18 protein-coding genes are annotated in these 19,053 nt (G+C 59.3%); 8 read left to right on the top strand and 10 right to left on the bottom strand.

The features are described 5' to 3' along the window. Positions 1-161 precede the first annotated feature (161 nt). The 5 genes from urtE to urtA all read right to left on the bottom strand — a co-directional run bounded on the left by urtE (position 162) and on the right by urtA (position 6,073). Positions 162-860, bottom strand: coding sequence for an urea ABC transporter ATP-binding subunit UrtE (gene urtE, locus BUB53_RS18300; protein ID WP_073036843.1), 699 nt, complete (start codon positions 858-860; stop codon positions 162-164). A 3-nt stretch (positions 861-863) separates the two neighbouring features. Next, a complete protein-coding gene (gene urtD, locus BUB53_RS18305; protein WP_073036845.1) occupies positions 864-1,604 on the bottom strand; it encodes an urea ABC transporter ATP-binding protein UrtD in 741 nt (246 codons plus the stop codon). Beyond that, positions 1,601-2,800, bottom strand: coding sequence for an urea ABC transporter permease subunit UrtC (gene urtC, locus BUB53_RS18310; protein ID WP_073036847.1), 1,200 nt, complete (start codon positions 2,798-2,800; stop codon positions 1,601-1,603). Before urtC ends, urtD begins: the two co-directional genes overlap by 4 nt. A 4-nt stretch (positions 2,801-2,804) precedes the next feature. Then, complete coding sequence (gene urtB, locus BUB53_RS18315; RefSeq protein ID WP_073036849.1) at positions 2,805-4,745, bottom strand: urea ABC transporter permease subunit UrtB; 1,941 nt, start codon at positions 4,743-4,745, stop codon at positions 2,805-2,807. Positions 4,746-4,810: 65 nt separating this feature from the next. Beyond that, entirely contained in the window at positions 4,811-6,073 is a 1,263-nt protein-coding gene (gene urtA / locus BUB53_RS18320; protein ID WP_143163273.1) for an urea ABC transporter substrate-binding protein, read from the bottom strand. Between the two features lie 515 nt (positions 6,074-6,588). Between urtA and BUB53_RS18325 the strand changes: the two genes are divergently transcribed. The 8 genes from BUB53_RS18325 to ureG are packed head-to-tail and all read left to right on the top strand — an operon-like array spanning position 6,589 to position 11,571. Then, positions 6,589-7,323 carry an urease accessory protein UreD gene (locus BUB53_RS18325; protein ID WP_229709592.1) on the top strand — a complete coding sequence of 245 codons (735 nt, stop codon included), beginning with the start codon at positions 6,589-6,591 and terminating at the stop codon, positions 7,321-7,323. Between the two features lie 3 nt (positions 7,324-7,326). Continuing rightward, entirely contained in the window at positions 7,327-7,629 is a 303-nt protein-coding gene (locus tag BUB53_RS18330) for an urease subunit gamma (protein WP_073036851.1), read from the top strand. A gap of 34 nt (positions 7,630-7,663) precedes the next feature. Beyond that, on the top strand, positions 7,664-7,822 hold the full coding sequence (locus tag BUB53_RS22560; RefSeq protein ID WP_143163274.1) for a peptidase M23: 159 nt from the start codon (positions 7,664-7,666) through the stop codon (positions 7,820-7,822). Then, positions 7,819-8,124 (top strand): urease subunit beta, encoded by a 306-nt coding sequence (locus BUB53_RS18335; protein WP_073036853.1) that lies wholly within the window; start codon positions 7,819-7,821, stop codon positions 8,122-8,124. The genes BUB53_RS22560 and BUB53_RS18335 overlap by 4 nt, the downstream gene beginning before the upstream one ends. 1 nt (position 8,125) lies before the next feature. Next, entirely contained in the window at positions 8,126-9,838 is a 1,713-nt protein-coding gene (gene ureC / locus BUB53_RS18340) for an urease subunit alpha (protein ID WP_073036856.1), read from the top strand. A gap of 8 nt (positions 9,839-9,846) precedes the next feature. After that, the gene (locus tag BUB53_RS18345; protein ID WP_073036858.1) at positions 9,847-10,308 is read left to right on the top strand and encodes an urease accessory protein UreE; all 462 of its coding nucleotides are present in this window, start codon (positions 9,847-9,849) and stop codon (positions 10,306-10,308) included. Then, a complete protein-coding gene (locus tag BUB53_RS18350; protein ID WP_073036860.1) occupies positions 10,301-10,939 on the top strand; it encodes an urease accessory protein UreF in 639 nt (212 codons plus the stop codon). The genes BUB53_RS18345 and BUB53_RS18350 overlap by 8 nt, the downstream gene beginning before the upstream one ends. Further along, positions 10,936-11,571, top strand: coding sequence for an urease accessory protein UreG (gene ureG, locus BUB53_RS18355; RefSeq protein WP_073036862.1), 636 nt, complete (start codon positions 10,936-10,938; stop codon positions 11,569-11,571). The genes BUB53_RS18350 and ureG overlap by 4 nt, the downstream gene beginning before the upstream one ends. A 335-nt stretch (positions 11,572-11,906) precedes the next feature. On the opposite strand, the gene BUB53_RS18360 is transcribed toward ureG, so the two are convergent. From BUB53_RS18360 to BUB53_RS18380, 5 genes are all read right to left on the bottom strand, one after another. Continuing rightward, entirely contained in the window at positions 11,907-12,962 is a 1,056-nt protein-coding gene (locus BUB53_RS18360) for a cytochrome-c peroxidase (RefSeq protein WP_159437870.1), read from the bottom strand. Between the two features lie 70 nt (positions 12,963-13,032). Beyond that, a complete protein-coding gene (locus tag BUB53_RS18365) occupies positions 13,033-15,687 on the bottom strand; it encodes a TonB-dependent receptor plug domain-containing protein (RefSeq protein WP_073036864.1) in 2,655 nt (884 codons plus the stop codon). A 267-nt stretch (positions 15,688-15,954) separates the two neighbouring features. Then, positions 15,955-17,040, bottom strand: a complete 1,086-nt coding sequence (gene dctP / locus BUB53_RS18370) for a TRAP transporter substrate-binding protein DctP (protein ID WP_073036866.1) — start codon at positions 17,038-17,040, stop codon at positions 15,955-15,957. Between the two features lie 24 nt (positions 17,041-17,064). Further along, positions 17,065-18,390: a TRAP transporter large permease gene (locus BUB53_RS18375; protein WP_188745032.1), complete on the bottom strand. Its 1,326-nt coding sequence runs from the start codon at positions 18,388-18,390 to the stop codon at positions 17,065-17,067. Beyond that, entirely contained in the window at positions 18,387-18,875 is a 489-nt protein-coding gene (locus tag BUB53_RS18380) for a TRAP transporter small permease subunit (RefSeq protein ID WP_073036868.1), read from the bottom strand. The genes BUB53_RS18375 and BUB53_RS18380 overlap by 4 nt, the downstream gene beginning before the upstream one ends. Positions 18,876-19,053: the final 178 nt, after the last annotated feature.

Consider the following 19,053-nt stretch of genomic DNA (forward strand, 5'->3'; position numbering starts at 1 on the left):
CGGATCGGGCGTCCGTCAACTTCGATTGTATCTCCGTCCCGAACATGGGTCACGCGGCCTGAGGTGGGGCCACCAGCCCCGCTACGCCCGGCAATGGCCTGTCCGTCGCCCCTTTGCATCGCATTGACGGTTTAGAACCGGGAAGCGTGCAAGGCGTCTGATCAGACCGATACGTGTTCCAGCAATGCCGCGCGGCTGGTTTCAGCGCGCGGGGCGTTGTGGGTGACTGTGCCACGGGTCAGGGTGACGAAATGATCGCCCAGTTCATAGGCGAAGTCGAAGAACTGTTCGACCAGCAGGATGGCCATGTCGCCCCGGTCGCGCAGATACGAGATAACCTCGCCAATCTGCTTGATGATATTTGGCTGGATGCCTTCTGTCGGTTCATCGAGCAGCAACAGCTTGGGTTTGGTCACCAGCGCGCGCGCAATGGCCAGTTGCTGTTGCTGACCGCCGGACAAATCGCCGCCGCGCCGTGTTTTCATCTCGGCGAGGACGGGGAAGAGTTCGAAAATCTCGTCGGGGACATGGCGTTCGGAGCGGTCCAGGCAGGCATATCCCGTTTCCAGATTTTCCCGCACCGTCATCAGTGGAAACACGTCACGCCCCTGCGGCACGTATCCGACGCCCATCCGGGCGAGCGCATGGGCCGGCACGGTGCGCGCGACGGGATGTCCGTCGAGCACAATGTCGCCGCCCGAACGCGGATGCGTCCCCGAGATCGCCTTGAGCAGGCTGGTCTTGCCCACCCCGTTGGTGCCCATGAGACAGGTCACAGCGCCGGTTCTGGCCGAAAGCGAAACGTCATGCAGGATTTGCGAATGCCCGTAATGCAGGGTGAGATTGTCGATTTGCAGCATGTCCTAGCGTCCCAGATAAACATCGATGACTTCGGGGTTTTGCGTCACGTGATCCAGTGATCCTTCGGCCAGAACAGACCCTTCATTCAGCACGGTCACCTTGCAGTCCAGCCGGCGCACGAAATCCATGTCGTGTTCGACGACCACAACGGCGCGGGTCCGGGCGGCCTCGACCAGAATGTCGGTGGTCTTTTGACGTTCTGCCGGGGTCATTCCCGCGGCGGGTTCGTCCACCAGCAAAAGGCGGGGTTCCTGGGCGAGGAGCATGCCGATTTCCAGCCATTGCTTTTGTCCGTGACTGAGTTCGCCCGCGGTTCGTTCCAGCGCATCGCTCAGCCCGATCTGTTCGGCCACCTTTTCGATCCGTGCCGCCCCTCCGGCGTTCTTGCGGTAGAAAAGCACATCGAACGGGCCACGCGGATTGCGGAGCGCCATTGCAAGGTTGTCGCGCACGCTTTGCGCTTCGAAGACCGTGGGTTTCTGGAACTTGCGCCCGATGCCTTCGCGCGAGATGCGGCTTTCGGACAGGCCGATCAGGGAAATACCCTTGTCACCCCACAGCACCCGGCCTTGATCGGGTTTGGTTTTGCCGGTGACGATGTCCATGAAGGTGGTCTTGCCCGCGCCGTTCGGGCCGATGATGGCGCGCAGTTCGGGCTCGCCGATCTGAAAGGACAGGTTGTTGATCGCCTTGAACCCGTCGAACGAAACGCTGACGCCGGAGATTTCGAGAAGTGTGGTCATGACGATCTCCGCACCAGTTTGTCGAACAGGCTGCCGATGCCACCGGGGAAGAAGAGCGTCACGGCAACGAAGGAGAAGCCCAGAAGCACGAGCCACCAGTCGGTCCACTGGATCGTGTAGAATCCGAGATTGATGGCCGGGGCGCCTCCGCCGGTGAACCAGCTTGACAGAAGCGATACGAGTGCCGCGCCGATCACCGCGCCATACAGCCGCCCGCGCCCGCCAATGGCGACCCAGACCGCGAGATAGATGGATGCGATGGGCGCCACCTCGCCGGGGTTGATGATGCCCGCCTGCGGGTAATAAAGCGCCCCGGCGATCCCCGCGACGATGGCGGTGAGCGTGAAGATGAACAATTTGTAGCTTTCCACGTGATAGCCAAGGAAACGCACGCGCGCCTCGTCATCGCGGATGGCGCGGATCACGTTGCCGAACTTGCCGCGCAGCACCCAGGCGAACATCACGTAGCCCAACCCGAGCGCGACTGCCGAGGCCCAGAAAAAGGCCATGGAAATCTGTGCCTGCGGCACCTGTTCGAAACCGGGGATGTTTTGCAGCCCCGAGAGGCCGTTATTGCCGCGCAGGCCGCTGTCGTTCTGGAACAGGTAGAGCGCCAGTGCCAGTGTCATCGCCTGTGTCAGGATCGACAGGTAAACGCCTGTCACCCGGCTGCGAAAGGCGAGCCAGCCAAAGACCAGTGCCAGAAGTCCGGGGATCAGAACCACCATGGCCAGTTGCAGCACGAGGCTGTGGGAGAACGCCCAGATCGCCGGGAATTCCGACGCGCCCACAACGCCGAAAATCTGCGAGGCGATGGCATCGCTGAGTTCCGCCGGAGTGGGCGGGATGACGGATGCGGACAGGTTTTCGACCACGATGGCCTGGGTCCGGGCATACATCAGCCACATGCCGATGGCGTAACCGCCGATTCCGAAAAAGGCGAAGTGGCCGAGCGAAAGAATGCCGCAATAGCCCCAGACCACATCCATGGCGATGGCAATGAGACAAAGGCAGAGCGTCTTGCCGAGCGTTTTCACGAAAGAGGTGGAGATCACCCCGCTGCCCGTCGCCTCGGACAGGGCGGTCACGCCCAGCGTGAACAGGGCCAGGGCCAGAAGGAACCACAGTACCGAAGGATTGTTCGCGATGAAACTGCGGGGTTTGCTTGTGGGAGTGGCGTCGGATGGTCGGGTCATGGCGTCAGTCTCCTGCTGCGCGGCCCTTGAGGGCGACGATGCCCTTGGGTCGGAACTGGATGAACAGAATGATGAAGAGGATCATGTAGGTCTGGGCGGCCAGGGTGTTCGAGGGATTCAGCCACTCGATCCATTTTTGCAGCACACCAATGAGACCGGCCCCTGCAAGCGTGCCCCAGACATTGCCGACACCGCCCACGACCACGGTCATGAAACTTTGCACGATGTAGTCCGAGCCCATCTCGGAAGTGACCTTGGCATAAAGCCCGATGGCCACGCCCGCGATCCCGGCGATTCCCGAGCCGAGCCCGAAGGTCAGCATGTTGATCTTGTCCGGGTTGATCCCCATGGAGCTTGCCATGCGCGGGTTTTGCGTGACGGCGCGCACTTCGAGCCCGAGGCGGGTTTTCTTGAGAACGAACAGCAGCAGCCCGAGGAACAGAACGGCGAGTACGAAAATCGCGATCCGGATATAGGCGATCTGGATCACGTCATTGATCATCCACGCGCCATCCAGCCACCCTGGCGACGTCAGCGGGCGGGCCTGTGTGCCAAAGATGTTCTTGGCCAGTTGTTGCAGGGCAATCGAGATGCCGAACGTCGCCAGCAGTGTTTCCAGCGGGCGGTGGTAAAGCCAGCGGATCACCAGCCGTTCCATCGCCACGCCCGCGGCGAAGGTCACGGCGAAGGACAGCGGCAGTGCGACAATCAGGGACAGGGTGTAGTCGGGAATGAAAAGCTGAACGACATAGCCCGTATAGGCCCCCATCATGATGAATTCGCCATGGGCCATGTTGATCACGCCCATCACGCCGAAGGTGATCGCCAGACCTATGGCCGCAAGGAAATAGATCGAGGCGAGAGACACCGCATCGAGGCCGATGTCGACCGTCTGGCTGAAGGCGACGCGGGTCGCGACCGACTCCTGAATCCTGGTTGCAGCGGTGGTGACGGCGGTGTCCGTTTCCTCGTACAGTTCTGCGAAGGTCCAGTTCGCCAATATGGCGTCCAGATCGGTAACGCGCGGCGGGGCCAGCCCCTGATCGGCCAGCGTGTCATAGGTGCGATAACGCATGTCCCAGGAGGTCATCGCCGCGAGCGCCACACCGCCCGAGCGGCCGCCGTCGATATTGGCTTCGATCGTCTTCAGAACGTCCTGATCGGTGACGATCGGCGGTAGCCCGGCCTGCGCGACCAGCATGTCATAGGCTGCTGAGCGGCTGAGGTTTTCGTCGCCCGGTGTCAGGATGCGCGCGACATTGGCGTCGTCCGGCAGGTTTTGTGCTGCGGTGAGGCGGGTTCGCAGGATTTGTGACAGGACCGCGCGGCCATCGACGCTGAGATCGTCGGAAAGGTTCTCGATTGCCGCAACACGCGCCTCGGAAGTGTCGCCGAAGCGGGCGATCAGGTAATTGGCCAGCCGTTCCTTGCGAAGCCGCAGCACGGCATCGGGTTCGTCCGCGATGGAGGCCTGAAGCGGGCCGAGCTGTGACGGGTCGAGATTGCGTGAGATGGCGTCCAGAGCTTCGCGGCGCTGCGCCGGATCGGGGGCGGACAGGCGGAATTGCACCAGGGCCTCGCCAATGGCGCGGCGGACGCCGCCATTGGGTTTGATTTGGTCGAGGGTGCCTGCGGCGACGTTTTGTGCGCTGACGTTGCGGGTTTCGATATCAAGCAGCGTGATGGTGTCGCCGTGATCCTCGATATAGAAGAACAGCCCGTCCGAGAGCCGTTGATAGACGTTCTTGCCTTGCCACGCTTCGAGAAAGGCCGGAAGCGCCGGATGACCGGAGGCCACCAGTTCTGCAAGCACCGGACCGACCGAGCGGCGGGAGGGTTTGGCAATCTCGTCCTTGTGGACCTGAAGGAGCGTCTGAAAGTCCTGAGCCGTGGCCGAGAGAGGCAGGAACAGAAGCATCAGCGCCGCAAAAACGACACGGAGCATGGTCAGCTTTCAATATCTGTGAGTGTCGGGGCCCGCGCGTGGCGGACCCCGGAAGATCGGCAGGATCAGTAGTTCGACTTGAGCTGTACGCAGCTTTCGGTTTCGGTGTTGTACATACCGCAACCCAGCTCTTTCCAATCCGATTTCAGGACGGCAGATTCCGGCAGAAAGTCGGTCCAGGCATCGCCGGGCACCTCTGCGGTCTGCGAGATGATGTCGAATTGGCCATCCGCCTGAATCTCGCCGATGAGGACCGGCTTGGACAGGTGGTGGTTGACCAGCATCTCGGCGGTGCCGCCGGTCAGGTTCGGGAAGGTCTGGCCATACATGGCCGAACGCACGGCATCGACATCGGTGGTTCCTGCTTCGGTCACGGCGTTCACCCACATGTTGAAGCCGATATAGTGGGCTTCCATCGGGTCGTTGGTCACGCGTTCTTCACCCATGCGGGCCTTCCAGGCGGCCACCCATTCGGCGTTGGCCGGGGTGTCCGCGGACTGGAAGTAGTTCCACGCGGCGAGGTGGCCGACGAGGTTCGACGTGTCGAGTCCCGAGAGTTCCTCTTCGCCCACGGAGAAGGCCACGACGGGGATGTCGTCGGCCGAAACGCCGGCGGCGGCCAGTTCCTTGTAGAAACCGATATTGGCGTCGCCATTGATGGTCGAGATCACGCCGACCTGTTTGCCGTCTTCACCCAGCGCGACAACATCGGATACGATAGTCGCCCAGTCCGAATGACCGAACGGGGTGTAGTTGACGAAGATGTCCTCTGCGGCGATACCCTTGGATTTCAGGTAGCTTTCCAGGATGTTGTTCGTGGTGCGGGGATAGACATAGTCGGTTCCCAGCAGGGCGAATTTCTCGACGCCCAGTTCCTCGAGAAAATAATCGGTTGCCGGGATCGCCTGCTGATTGGGAGCGGCGCCGGTGTAGAATACGTTCTTGGAGCTTTCTTCGCCTTCGTATTGCACGGGATAGAACAGCAGGCCGTTCAGTTCTTCGATGACCGGCAGGACGGATTTGCGCGAGACCGACGTCCAGTTTCCGAAGATCACGTCGACATTGTGTACGGTCAACAGCTCGCGTGCCTTTTCGGCGAACAGCGGCCAGTCAGAGGCCGGATCGACGATGACCGCCTCAATGTCGCAGCCCAGCAGTCCGCCTTTGTCGTTCTGCTGTTCGACCAGCATTTCGATCGTGTCTTTCAGCGTGGTTTCCGAAATCGCCATCGTGCCGGAAAGCGAATGCAGAACGCCGACCTTGACGGGGCAATCGGCGGCAAGGGCCGGTGCTGCGGCAAACAAGCCTGTAGCAGCAATACTGGTCATGGTTTTTGTCAAACGGTTCATGATTTCTGTATCTCCCGCAGGGCGCCCCGACATTGCGTGCCTGCACGCATGGGCCTAGGGTTTGTCCCCGCAACGTAAGTGTTGCAAATCGTGTGGCGGCCGAAACGAATGCCAACTCTGCTCGGTCGTCACACCCCCGCCCCATCTTGGCTCCCCCAGGCGGCGCAGGTGGGCCAAGCATTCTGCGATGCAGCATCAGTATCAATTTTCGCGAACCGCTTTCCGGGAAATCGCCTTTATTTGCTTAATTATTGGGCGATTATTGCAGTGAGTGCTTGGGGATTGGTCGTTTGAGCGCGGGTTTTCCGCAATTTCCGGTCATGGTCTCGCCAAGTTCCGTTTTCCCGTGCTGAATCCGCCGCGGCACACAATCTTTTGCGGAGAGTCCGATTACACAGTTGCCCCGACATGTGACGCGCGATCGGGCCATTCCGGCCCAACCCCGTACGCGCGGGGTCATAAGGCTGTCGACCAAACGTCTGGGGTCCCGCAGCGTGATCGACCAGCTGCATCAGGCCGGATCGTATAAGGCGCTTTTCCCGCGCACGGGCGACATGCTGCAAAGTATCGTGGTCAACACCTCGGGTGGGATCACGGGCGGAGATCGGTTGCGGCTCGATGCCGAGGTCGCCCCCGGTACGGTGCTGAGCCTGACGACACAGGCCGCCGAGCGCGCCTATCGGTCCCGTGATGGCAGCGATGGCGATGTGTCCAGCCGGACTCGCGTGGCCGAGAGCGGGGTGCTGCATTGGCTGCCGCAGGAACTGATTCTGTATGATGGCTGTGCGCTTGATCGGCGGTTGGAAATTGACCTGGCCCGGTCCGCGCGCCTTCTGATGGTCGAGCCGGTGATTTTTGGCCGCGTCGCCATGGGGGAAACCTTGCGTAGCGGGCGCTTTCGTGACCGGATCGCGATCAACCGGGCCGGTCGTCCGCTTTATCACGATGCGCTGCACCTGAGTGGGGACATCACGGCGCGTCTTGGTCGCCCCGCTGTCGCCGCCGGGGCAACCGCCATGGCAAGCCTGCTGTTTATCGATCCGCGCGCGGAGGCATTGCTGCGGCCTGTTCGTACCCTGCTGCCCGATACCGGTGGGGCGAGTTTGCTGGATGGTGATGTACTTGCCCTTCGTCTGCTGGCCGAAGACAGCCATATGCTGCGACTGCATCTGCTGCCTGTTCTGGACCTCTTGTCGGACGGAACCTTGCCGATTTCCTGGAGACTTTGACGCATGAACCTTACCCCGCAAGAAAAGGACAAACTATTGATCGCCATGGCGGCGCAGGTGGCCCGCAACCGGCTTGCCCGTGGCGTCAAGCTCAACCACCCCGAAGCGATTGCGCTGATCACCGATGCGGTGGTCGAGGGCGCTCGCGACGGGCGCTCGGTGGCCGAGATGATGGAAGCTGGCGCGCAGGTCATCGCCCGAGGCGATTGCATGGAAGGTGTACCAGAGATGATCCACGAGGTGCAGGTCGAAGCCACTTTTCCCGACGGCACCAAACTTGTCACTGTCCACAATCCGATCCGGTAATGTTGCTGGCTCGCCCTTTAACAAGGAGACTCTCATGAAACGCATCTTTCCTCCCCTGCTGCTTGTTTCAGGCAGTCCGGCACTGGCCCATTCCGGAGCGCATCTGCATCCTCATGGTTCTGGCCATTGGATCACCATCGCTTTGACGTTCGGGCTGGTCGCCATCACCGCCGTTCTGTTCGTCCGCAAATGATCCCCGGAGAGCTTTTCCCAGCCGAAGGTATGCTGATCCTCAATGAGGGGGCCGAGGCGATCACGCTGATGGTTGCCAATACAGGGGATCGCCCGGTTCAGGTGGGCAGCCATTACCACTTTGCCGAGGCGAACCCGGCGCTCGAATTCGATCGTGGCGCCGCGCGTGGCCTGCGTCTTGATATTGCCGCCGGGACAGCGGTGCGGTTCGAGCCGGGGCAAAGGCGCGAGGTGCAGTTGATTCCGATCTCCGGCGCGCGCCGCATCTTCGGTTTCAACCAACAGGTCATGGGGAATTTGTGACATGCCCGCCACTATCAAGCGATCCGATTATGCTGCCATGTTCGGGCCCACCACGGGGGACAGGCTTCGCCTTGCCGATACCGATCTGATCATCGAGGTCGAACAGGATTTAACCGGACCCTATGGCGAAGAGGTGAAATTCGGCGGTGGCAAGGTCATCCGCGACGGGATGGGCCAGAGCCAGGCCAGCCGTGCCGAGGGGGCCGTTGACACCGTCATCACCAATGCGCTGATCGTCGATCACACGGGGATCATCAAGGCGGATGCGGGCCTGCGCGACGGGCGTATCGCGGCCATCGGCAAAGCAGGCAATCCCGACACCCAGCCGGGCGTGAACATCATCGTGGGGCCGGGGACCGAAGCCATCGCCGGTGAAGGCCGCATTCTGACGGCGGGCGGGTTCGATAGCCACATCCACTTCATCTGTCCGCAGCAGATCGAAGATGCGTTGCATTCCGGGCTGACCACCATGCTTGGCGGTGGCACCGGGCCGGCGCATGGGACGCTGGCCACCACATGTACGCCCGGCCCCTGGCATATCGGGCGGATGTTGCAGGCGGCGGATGCGTTTCCGATGAACCTTGCCTTTGCCGGCAAAGGGAACGCCTCGTTGGGGGCGGCGTTGGTCGAACAGATCGAGGGCGGGGCCTGTGCGCTCAAGCTGCACGAAGACTGGGGGACCACGCCCGGAGCGATAGATTGTTGCCTGTCGGTCGCCGATGACATGGACGTGCAGGTGATGATCCACACCGATACGCTGAATGAATCGGGGTTTGTCGAGAATACCGTCAAGGCCATGAATGGCCGAACGATCCATGCCTTCCACACTGAGGGGGCGGGTGGCGGTCATGCGCCGGACATTATCAAGCTGTGCGGTAAGGATCATGTGCTGCCCTCATCGACCAATCCAACCCGTCCGTTCACCGTGAACACGATCGAGGAGCATCTCGATATGCTCATGGTTTGCCACCATCTGGACAAGTCGATCCCCGAAGACGTGGCGTTTGCGGAAAGCCGCATCCGCCGCGAAACCATCGCTGCCGAGGACATCCTGCACGATATGGGGGCGTTTTCGATCATCGCGAGCGACAGCCAGGCCATGGGACGTGTCGGCGAGGTTCTGATCCGAACCTGGCAGACTGCCGACAAGATGAAGAAACAGCGCGGGCGTTTGCCAGAAGAAAAGGGCGACAACGACAACCTGCGCGTTCGGCGCTACATTGCCAAATACACGATCAACCCGGCCATCGCGCATGGTATCAGCCGCGAAATCGGATCTGTCGAGGTTGGAAAACGCGCCGACCTCGTTCTGTGGTCCCCTGCCTTTTTCGGTGTGAAACCGGAAATGGTCCTGCTTGGCGGGACCATCGTCTGTGCCCAGATGGGCGATCCGAATGCGTCGATCCCCACGCCGCAGCCCGTCTATTCCAGGCCGATGTTCGGAGCCTATGGGCGTTCGGTGGAAAACTCGGCTGTCACGTTCGTCAGCGCCGCAGGCCAGGCCAATGGCATCGGCGATGCGCTTGGTCTTGCCAAAGAGACCGTGGCTGTCGGGAACACGCGCAAGATCGGCAAGAAGGATCTTGTTCTCAACGATTATGTGCCGGAAATCGAGGTCCATCCTGAAACCTATGAGGTGCGCGCCGATGGTGAGTTGCTGACCTGCCAACCGGCGCAGGAACTGCCGATGGCGCAGCGCTATTTCCTGTTCTGAGGTGTATCATGACCGTCCTTCCCGTTGCCCAGATTCTGCACGATCACGCCCATGAGTGCGTGACGACCGTCACGCTGGATTACGCCAGCCGCTTTTTGCGTCGCAAACGACTGCGGACAGATGCGGGCTGGGCGTTCGTGGTCGATCTGGAAAACACGCGTTCGCTGGATCATGGCGCCGGGCTGGAACTGACGGATGGGCGGATGATCGGGGTGCGGGCGGCGGTCGAGCCCGTTCTGGACGTCACCGGCGACCTGCCACGTCTTGCCTGGCATATCGGTAACCGCCACACGCCTTGCCAGATATTGCCGGATCGGCTTCGTATCCAACGTGATCCGGTGATCCGCCACATGCTGGAACATCTCGGTGCGGGGATTTCCGAGGTCGATGCGCCGTTCACGCCGGAAGGGGGGGCCTATGGTCATGGCCGTACCCATTCGCACGAGCATGGGGCCAGCGCGCATGTTTAGGGACCCGCGTCTGCTGACCCTGACGCAATGGCTTTCTCCGGCCTATCCGACTGGCGCCTTCGCTTGGTCACATGGTCTGGAAACGGCTGTGGCGGAGGGCTGGGCGTATGATGAGGACAGCCTGGAAGGTTGGCTGCGCGATGTGATTTCCGAGGGCACGGGCAGGATGGATGCGATCTGGATCATCCGGAGCTACGGCGCTGAAACGCAAGAGGCTGTCCTTGAAATTCATGGGCTGGCCCGTGCCTATGCCGCGTCCGCCGAGCGCCTTCTGGAAGGCGAGCGTCAGGGCGCGGCTTTTGTCCGTGTCACGCGGCAGGTCTGGGCGCTGGACCTGCCGGACATGATTTTTCCCGTGGCTCTGGGCCGTGCGACACGGCTTGCCGATCTGCCTTGTGCGCCATGTGTCGCGCTTTATCTGCAAGGCGTTTGCACGAACCTCGTTTCCGCCGCACAGCGGCTTATGCCACTGGGGCAGACAGGGGCGCAGCGCGTTTTGCACCGGATGATGGCGCTTTGCGTTATGGTGGCGGAAGAGGCGGCGGAGCAAGAGCCTTGTTCCCAGTCTTTTCTGTCGGACATTGCCGCAATGAGGCATGAAATCCAAAAACCGAGGATTTTTCAGTCATGACAAAGATGAACGGACCCTTGCGTATCGGCATCGGTGGTCCTGTAGGCGCGGGGAAGACCACGCTTGCCGCCCGCCTGGCAGAACGGTTGAAGGCGCAGTTTTCGGTCGCCGTCATAACCAACGACATTTACACGCAAGAGGATGCGGAAGCATTGATGCGTATGCAGATTTTGCCGGCTGACCGGGTGGTCGGGGTCGAAACAGGGGGGTGTCCGCATACGGCGATCCGCGAGGATGCCTCGATCAACCTTGCCGCCGTGGCCGAACTGAGCCAGCGCCACCCCGACCTTGAAATCGTATTGATCGAATCGGGCGGTGACAATCTGTCTGCCACGTTCAGCCCCGAACTGGCCGACCTGACGGTGTATGTCATCGACGTGGCCGCGGGCGAAGAAATCCCCCGCAAAGGCGGCCCGGCCATCACCCGTTCCGATCTGCTGGTGATCAACAAGACCGATCTTGCGCCCTATGTGGGGGCCTCGCTGGAGGTGATGGAGCGCGATGCAACGCGGATGCGATCCGGGCGCCCCTTTGTGTTTGCGTCGCTTCGCCAGCATGAAGGGGTGGACGCCATCATGGCGTCCATATGTGAAGCCGCAGGTTTGTCGGTTCTGGCGTCCAAGGCGGTTTGAGGCGGTTTTTGGGTGCCGGTACGGGGCAGAGCGGTGCAGTCAGGATTCGAACTCAGGGTTTTGTTCTGAGAACGAGAAGTGTGCTGGTTCGACATGGGTCGAATCCTGCTCCCGCAACCAAAATATACAAAATAATATCCAATTCTTACATGGCGTAGTTGAGCTGCTTGTCGTTCGCTCAAAATTCCCGTCGAAGCATACGAGGCAGGGTCAACAGTGCATCTCGGTGCGCTACGGTTGGAGCAGGATATTCGAGCAAAATTTGAGTTGCTGATGTCGCGAAGGTTCGGTGGGCAAGTACAGCCGGAATATGTTGGGCGCTTTGATCCAATTCTTCAGAGCGCCCGGAGGAAGGCTTCGATCTCCCGGATTTCCGCAGGGGTGAGTGTCAGCGGTTTCAAGTGAGGAGAGGGGGTTTTGGCGTTTCGTTCCAGCGCAGGAGAAAATTCGGAAAGGTCGCCCTGACGTGCACCGCCTGCAATGTAGAGGTTGATGATACCTCGCAGGCTGGGGAAAAGGCCGTTGTGCATGTAGGGTGCGGTCCTGGATATATGGCGAAGACTGGGGGTGAGGAATTTTCCGGCATCATTCGAGTTTCCGGTGACTTCGTAGCGCCCCAAATCCTGATACTTTCGGCCAAAATAGGCCAGGCCGAGATTATGGAATTCCCCATCTGACAAATCCGGTCCGAAATGACAATTCACGCAGCGCGCTTTCGTTCGAAACAGGTGCAGCCCGCGGATTTCGGCATCGCTCAGAGCATGGTGTTGACCTTGCAAGAAGCGGTCGAACTGTGAGGGTACGTCGAGATATCTCTGAAATGTCGCAATCGCATCGGCGATCCGTTCAAGGGAAATCGTTTCAAACCCATAGGCGTCTGCGAACAATGCCGGGTATTCCAGGGTGTTTTGCAGGCGGTCTGCTACATCGCCCAGATCGTGGTTGGCCATTTCGGTCGGATCCGCCAATGGGAAAAGCGCTTGTTGTTCGAGGGTTCGCGCCCTGCCATCCCAAAACAATGGATCGCGGCGGGCCGCTGCGAACAGGGCGGGGGCGTTGCGCCGTCCCTCGGTTCGGGCGTGGCCAAAACTGCGCGGAAGTCCGTCGCCCCAGCCAAGTCGCCGATTGTGGCAGCTTTGGCAGGCGACATGTCCGGACGCTGACAGGATCGGGTCGTTGAACAAGCGTTCGCCCAAGGTACGGCGTTTTCCGGTTTGACTGTTCGGTTTGGGGCGGGTTGGCAAATCCGGCGCAGCCAGTTCGATATAGGCAACGCTGGAATCGATCCATGGGGTGGGCCAATTGCCGGAAGGCCCGGAATAGACCCGGCGCAAATCGGCAGGGTTATCCAGATCGGGCTGCAACGCAGCCACGCCGCCGATGACGATCACCGCCGCAGTAGCTGCGGCGATGATCCAGCGCCATCGCGCTGCGATAGGGGACAATACGCTTATATCGGGGTTACCAACTGACATTGGTGCCCAGGTAGAAGCTGCGCCCGGCCATCCATGGGTTTGAATTGGTTGCCGTGCGGTTGCCCGCTTCGTTGAAGAGATTGGAGACCTTGAGGTTCAGGTCGATGGCCTTGCCCCGAATTTCCGCGATGCGGGCGCTGGCAGACAGGAAAGCGGTTGCATGGGCCTTGAACCGCTTGTCGACGAAGATGTCATGCCGTTGCGATCCGTGAACCGGATGGGTGAAAATACCGGTCTGGTCACTGAAAACCACCCCGTCATAGCCGAACACAACGTCCGCACCGAGACCGAGCGAATATTTGCCGCCGGCCCATTTGGTCCGCAGTTCGACCGTCGACCGTACCGGGATATCCATATTGCCTGTAACCTGGCCGAATTCATCCAGTGTGTAGCTGTTTCCAGCATAATAGATAAATTCATCAACCCCGTCTCCATCGGTGTTGAAATAGGTCAGACTCGAGGTTTCCCGCTCGGCCCAGACGCCCGAAACGTAGAAGCTCACACTGTCGAGGACCTTGCTGTGCCGCCGCATGTCCCAGGCCTTGCTGTACTCCAGTGAGATAGAATTGTATTCGCTTGTCCCGTCATTGGTGAGATAGCTTTCGCGCGAGTTTGCACCCGGGGACCGCGAGAACTGATCCTTCCCTTTACGGTGTTTACCCCGCAACCGCCATGTACCGTCGGTCCATTTGTCACGGTAGGTCACACCAAAGGTGAACTCGTCGGTATAGGGGGTTTTCAGGTTGCCCTGAGTGTAAGAATATTGCCCTTGGTTGATGCTGCGCGCACTGCTCCATGGATCGACAACACCTGTAGTGCTATCATGATCGCGAAGCTGAGTATTTCCGCGCGGCATTTCGTCATGCAACGCATAAGCCATGTAATTGTCGCTGTAATAGCGGTTGGCCCCCAAAGTGAATCTAAGGTTGTCATGCGGCGACCAGCGGCCTGTCAGGCGTGGCGACCAATCCCAGTTGTCCAGAACGTCATTGTGGTCAAGGCGCAGACCGGCATGCAGCCCGAAGTCACCCCATGTCTGGTCGATTTCGGCCCAAAGTTCAGTTTTAATGGCATCGACGGATACGTTGTAGGGGTCTTGCTTGACCCGCACATCGATATATTGCTCCGCGAAACAGCTTGTATCACCGGGCGGGCAGGTGAAGCCAGCGAACGGATCCAACGGATCATAGCGTTCGTTGGCACTGTAAAAAGTAAAGCCGGTGCCCCGACGCTTTGCCTTGACTTCCTGAATAGAGGCACCAAGCGTGAAGCTGCCGCGCGCAATCTCACCCGTGAGTTCGGCAATCAACTGCTTGCGGTTGTCAGTATAGTACGTGCTGCCCAACCCGCCCGTACGGCAGGCTGTATGGTTCTCGGTTGTATCAGCCGTACACCACGCGTCGAATGCGTTGGTGAGATAATTCTCACGTTGGTACCATGCGTACCAGTTGTACATTTCAGTTCGCGGATTGATGTTGGTCGTTTCGTTATCCTGCCATGCGCCGCGCAACGTCAGATTCACATCCCGCGCGTTGATCCCGGCAAAAGACAGGCTGTCCCATTCCTTTTCGTACTTGGCATCCACAGACAAGCCCTGGGTTTCGACATCGAGATGGAAATCCTCTACGTCATTGCTGTCCCAGCCTTGGGAGTAACTGGTCAGTTTACCCGATACGGTCAGCTTGTCGCCATTTCCGAACTCGTGCAATACGCCAAGCGTATAGAAGTCGCTGTGGGAATCATTCTTGACGATGCGATCCTTGTACTGAACATCCATTTGTTTGCGCGACTCCGCCTCGCGGCGACCGTAGCCGAACAGGATAGCGGTGCGCTCGGACACGGGTTGATTGTGGACTACCGAATAAGACAACTTCGTCCAGCTTGGTTTTAGGCGAAAATCGGGGTTTAGCCCATCGGGAGTTCCCAGAACGTAATCGGTCATCTCGTCGGTCGAGTAACTGAACGACAACTGCCCCGAGGCTTTATCAAGCTTGGGTTGCTTACTGGTATAGTTCACGACACCCCCCTGAAACCCGCCATAGCGGGCGGAGACGTCAGAATCGATAACCTCGACCTCGTCTACCATTGATGTGGGTACAAATTGGGTTTGTGAGTGCAGGCCGTAGATTGCATAGGTGTTGGGCACGTTATTCTCGCGGCTTAGCTCGGGGTTGCCGAGGGGGTCCTCATTGCCGGTCAGCGAGTTGATGCCAATTCCGTCCAGAGTAAAGTTGTTCTCGGTCACGCGCCCACCCGAGATCGACAGCTCAAGGGGTTTGAGGTCCAGCACATCGTCGTTGTTTTCGCCAGCGTCAGTATCGGCGTCGTTGCGGTATTGCACGCCGGGCAGGCTGGTCAAGGCTGTATTGGCATCGCCCGATCCATCGGCGCGAATAACGACACCCTCTGAATCTATCGTTGTCGCACCTGGGCCTTCTTGCGATCCCGTTATACGTGTCTGGGGTAGGCCTGCTCCGTCGCGATCATCCGTTTCCTGCTCGATGTTGATCGGGTCGAGTATGATATCGTCCTGTGCCTGAACCTCTACGGGCATCGCTATCGCGAAGGCCATTCCAATGGCCCAAACGTTTTCTTTCAGCACAAACGGTTCCCGTTTGTGTGTCTCTTTGTGGTGTGGCATTTTTCCAGCGTCCCCATGCGTGATATTAGTCGCTGGCTGAAACGCTTGCTTGCGGACTTAAGTGTCCGTTTTTAAATGCGATATAATACCAAAGTATTTTAGTCAACATATAGTCGGGAAAGCGTAGGACCGATCTGAACCATTCTGTAAAAAGGCGGGCCTGGTATCGGGCCAAAGCGTGAAACGCTTCCAATAGAAAGGGTATCCCAATGAAAAATGCCCGCCAAACTGGCGGGCATTCTCGGGTTCTGCGGGATGTGCGGTGCTTTACTCGATGCAGGCCCGCAGCGCTTCGGCATCCGGGCCGTTCGGGGTGCGCCCGAGGTTGAACGGAGCCGACGCATCGCGCCACTGGGCATAGTCGTTCAGGTATTCCACCATGCTCAGGTACACCTTGGCCGAGTTGGGGTTCTCACACGCCGTTTCGACGATGACTTCGTTTGCCATTTTCTGAACTTCGGCAAGCGTTTCGTCGTCGTAGCGGTTGATTTCAACGACTTCGTCGAATTTCGCATAGGCTTCGGTGGCCCGTTTTTCAGTGAAGGCCAGTGACCACAGCAGGGTTGCGTCAGCCGCGATCCGGAGCTTCTCCTGGGTTTCTGCGCTCAGCGCATCCCAAGACGCCTGGTTGATCATGACACCGAAAACCGATGCCGACTGGTGCCAGCCGGGGGTCGCCCAATACTCGGTAACCTGCTGGAAACCGCCGGACCAGTCCACGTTCGGGGTGGAGAATTCAGCACCGTCGATCACGCCGCGTTCGAGCGACTGATAGATTTCGCCGCCCGCCATCGAGACCTGATTGCCACCGAGACGCTCCAGAAGTTTGCCTTGTTCCAGCCCGGACAGGCGCAGGCGCTTGCCTTGCAGATCGTCAAGAGAAACAATCGGTTCCTTCGTGCGGAAGCCGGATTCGTTGTTGGTCACGCCATAGGGCAGATAGACCATGCCGAAGTTGCCGTAGATCTCGTTATAGAGTTCCGCACCGCCCCATTGCTGAATCCAGTTCACGTAGTCCACCGCATTGAACAGCGAGGGCGTGGTGGCCAGCGGCGAAAAGGCCGCGTCACGGCCCGCCCAGTATCCAGGCCAATCTGCACCGGCCTGAATGGTCCCGGATTCAACCGCGCCGAAAACTTCGCCGGACGGAACAAGTGATCCGCCGTCAAAGAATTCGATGGTCAGTTCACCCGCAGTCAGCTTGTTGGCGAGCTCGACAAAATGCCTGTCGGTCTCGATCAGTTCCAGCGACGAGGGCCATGTCGTCGTCATTGTCCAGCTTTCCTGAGCCATGGTTTGGCTTGCCATGGCCGTTGCCGCAGTAGCGGCAAGAGCAATTGCTTTGAAAGTCATACTTATCTCCTCTCTGGGTTAACGTTACTTCGTGTAGAGAACATCCGGCAGCCAGGTCACCAGTGACGGGAACAGCGCAACCAGCAGACACATGATCACGATCAGCCCGATGAACGGCATCACGCCCCGGATGATGGCGCCAGTGCGAACCTCGGGTGGGGCGATCGCGCGCAAATAGAACAGGGCATAGCCGAATGGCGGGGTGAGGAATGAGGTTTGCAGAACCACCGCCATGAGCACCACGAACCACAAGAGGCTGACATCGGGCATTTCCTGAATGATCGGCAGGAAGATCGGGAATGACAGCAGTACGATCCCGGTCCAGTCCAGAAACGCGCCAAGGATGAAGACAACGAACATCATCATGCTGATCAGCATCCATGGTTCCATGTCCAGTGCCCGGATCAGTTCCTGCGTGGCGCGCAGACCGCCGGTGATGTTGAAAACGCCGGTAAAGGCCGTTGCCCCTACGACGATAAACAGGATCATCGCCGAAGTCCTGCCCGTTTCCAGCATCGCGCTATAGAATGTTTCCAGTTTGAACTTGCCACGCAGGATCACGATGATCAGGGCCAGTGCCGCGCCGATGGCCGATGCCTCGGTCGCTGTCGCGATTCCGGCGAGAAGCGACCCGAGGATACCGAAGATCAAGGCCAGCGGCGGCAGGGCTTCGACGATCAGCATGCGCAGCAATTCACCGCGGGAGAGTTTCTCGTCCGGCTCGACCGAGGGCGCCAGTTCGGGACGCACGACAGAGACCACATAGACATAGAGTGCATAGCTCAGCCCGAGCAAAACACCCGGGATCATCGAGCCTGCGAAAAGCTCGCCGACGGATAGCGGCGAATAGCTGGCCATGAGGATCAGCATGATGGACGGTGGAATGAGGATGCCAAGACATCCCGAGGCTGCGATGACCCCTGTCGTCAAGGTTTGAGCGTAACCGTATTGCAGCATGGGCCGCAGGGCCATGACTCCCATGACGGTGATCGAGGCACCGATGATTCCGGTCGTCGCGGCCAGCAGGATCGAGATGAAGACCACCGCCAGCGCCAGCCCGCCCCGAACCCGGCTCAACAACAAGCGTAAAGTTTCGAACATCCTGTCGGTCACGCCGGAATCCGACAGGAAACGCGCCATCAGGACAAAAAGCGGGATCGCGATAAGCGTATAATTGTCCAGAACGTCGCCGAAAATCCTGTTGATCACGATACCCAGCACCATCGGCTTGCCGGCGATGATGGCGGTCAGAACGGCGGTGCCGCCCAGTACGAAGGCCAGCGGATGCCCCATGAACAGGCCCACAACCAGCAGGCCGAACATTAATGCGGCGATATACTCGGGACTCATCTGGAGGCCTCCTGATTTCCGAACAGCAGTTTGAGAACCTCCGAGATTCCCTGCAATAGCAGGAGCCCCGCGGCGACACACATGGCCATCTTCAAGGGATAGACAGGCATCTGGATGGCTCCGTAGGTCACTTCGCCCTGCGCCCAGGAGCGGGATGCGAACTCCCACGAGCGGGTCAGGAATACCCATGTGAAGGGAAAGAAGAAGATGACATAGCCCAGCAATTCAACAACCTTATGCGCGCGGTCGCCCAGTGTTTCGGTCAGAATATCGACCCGCACATGGGCGTTATGGCGCAAGGCATATCCGCCGAGCAGGACAAAGTAGAAACCGAACATTTGTTTGGATACATCGAAGGCCCATCTTGTGGGCTCGCTGAGCGCGTAACGCATTACGACATCGAAAATGATGATTGCGGCGAACAGAATCGCCACAACTGAAACGAGCTTGCCTACGATCTCATTCAGGCCGTCGATTAAACGCATAATCCTACGATCCCCCCTTTACCCCAATAACCTGTTCGCGGCGCTCGGTCAAAAGCGCGCAAACGGCCTGTAATCCCTGCGCGCAAGTTGAACCGTTTGGAAGGGGAGCGCAAGTGATTTGCATGCCATAGCATGCTGCGGCGGGATGCCGTGATGCAGAGCGAGGGCTTGTGGATGC

The organism is Roseovarius pacificus (genome assembly GCF_900142665.1).
GTDB lineage: Bacteria > Pseudomonadota > Alphaproteobacteria > Rhodobacterales > Rhodobacteraceae > Roseovarius > Roseovarius pacificus.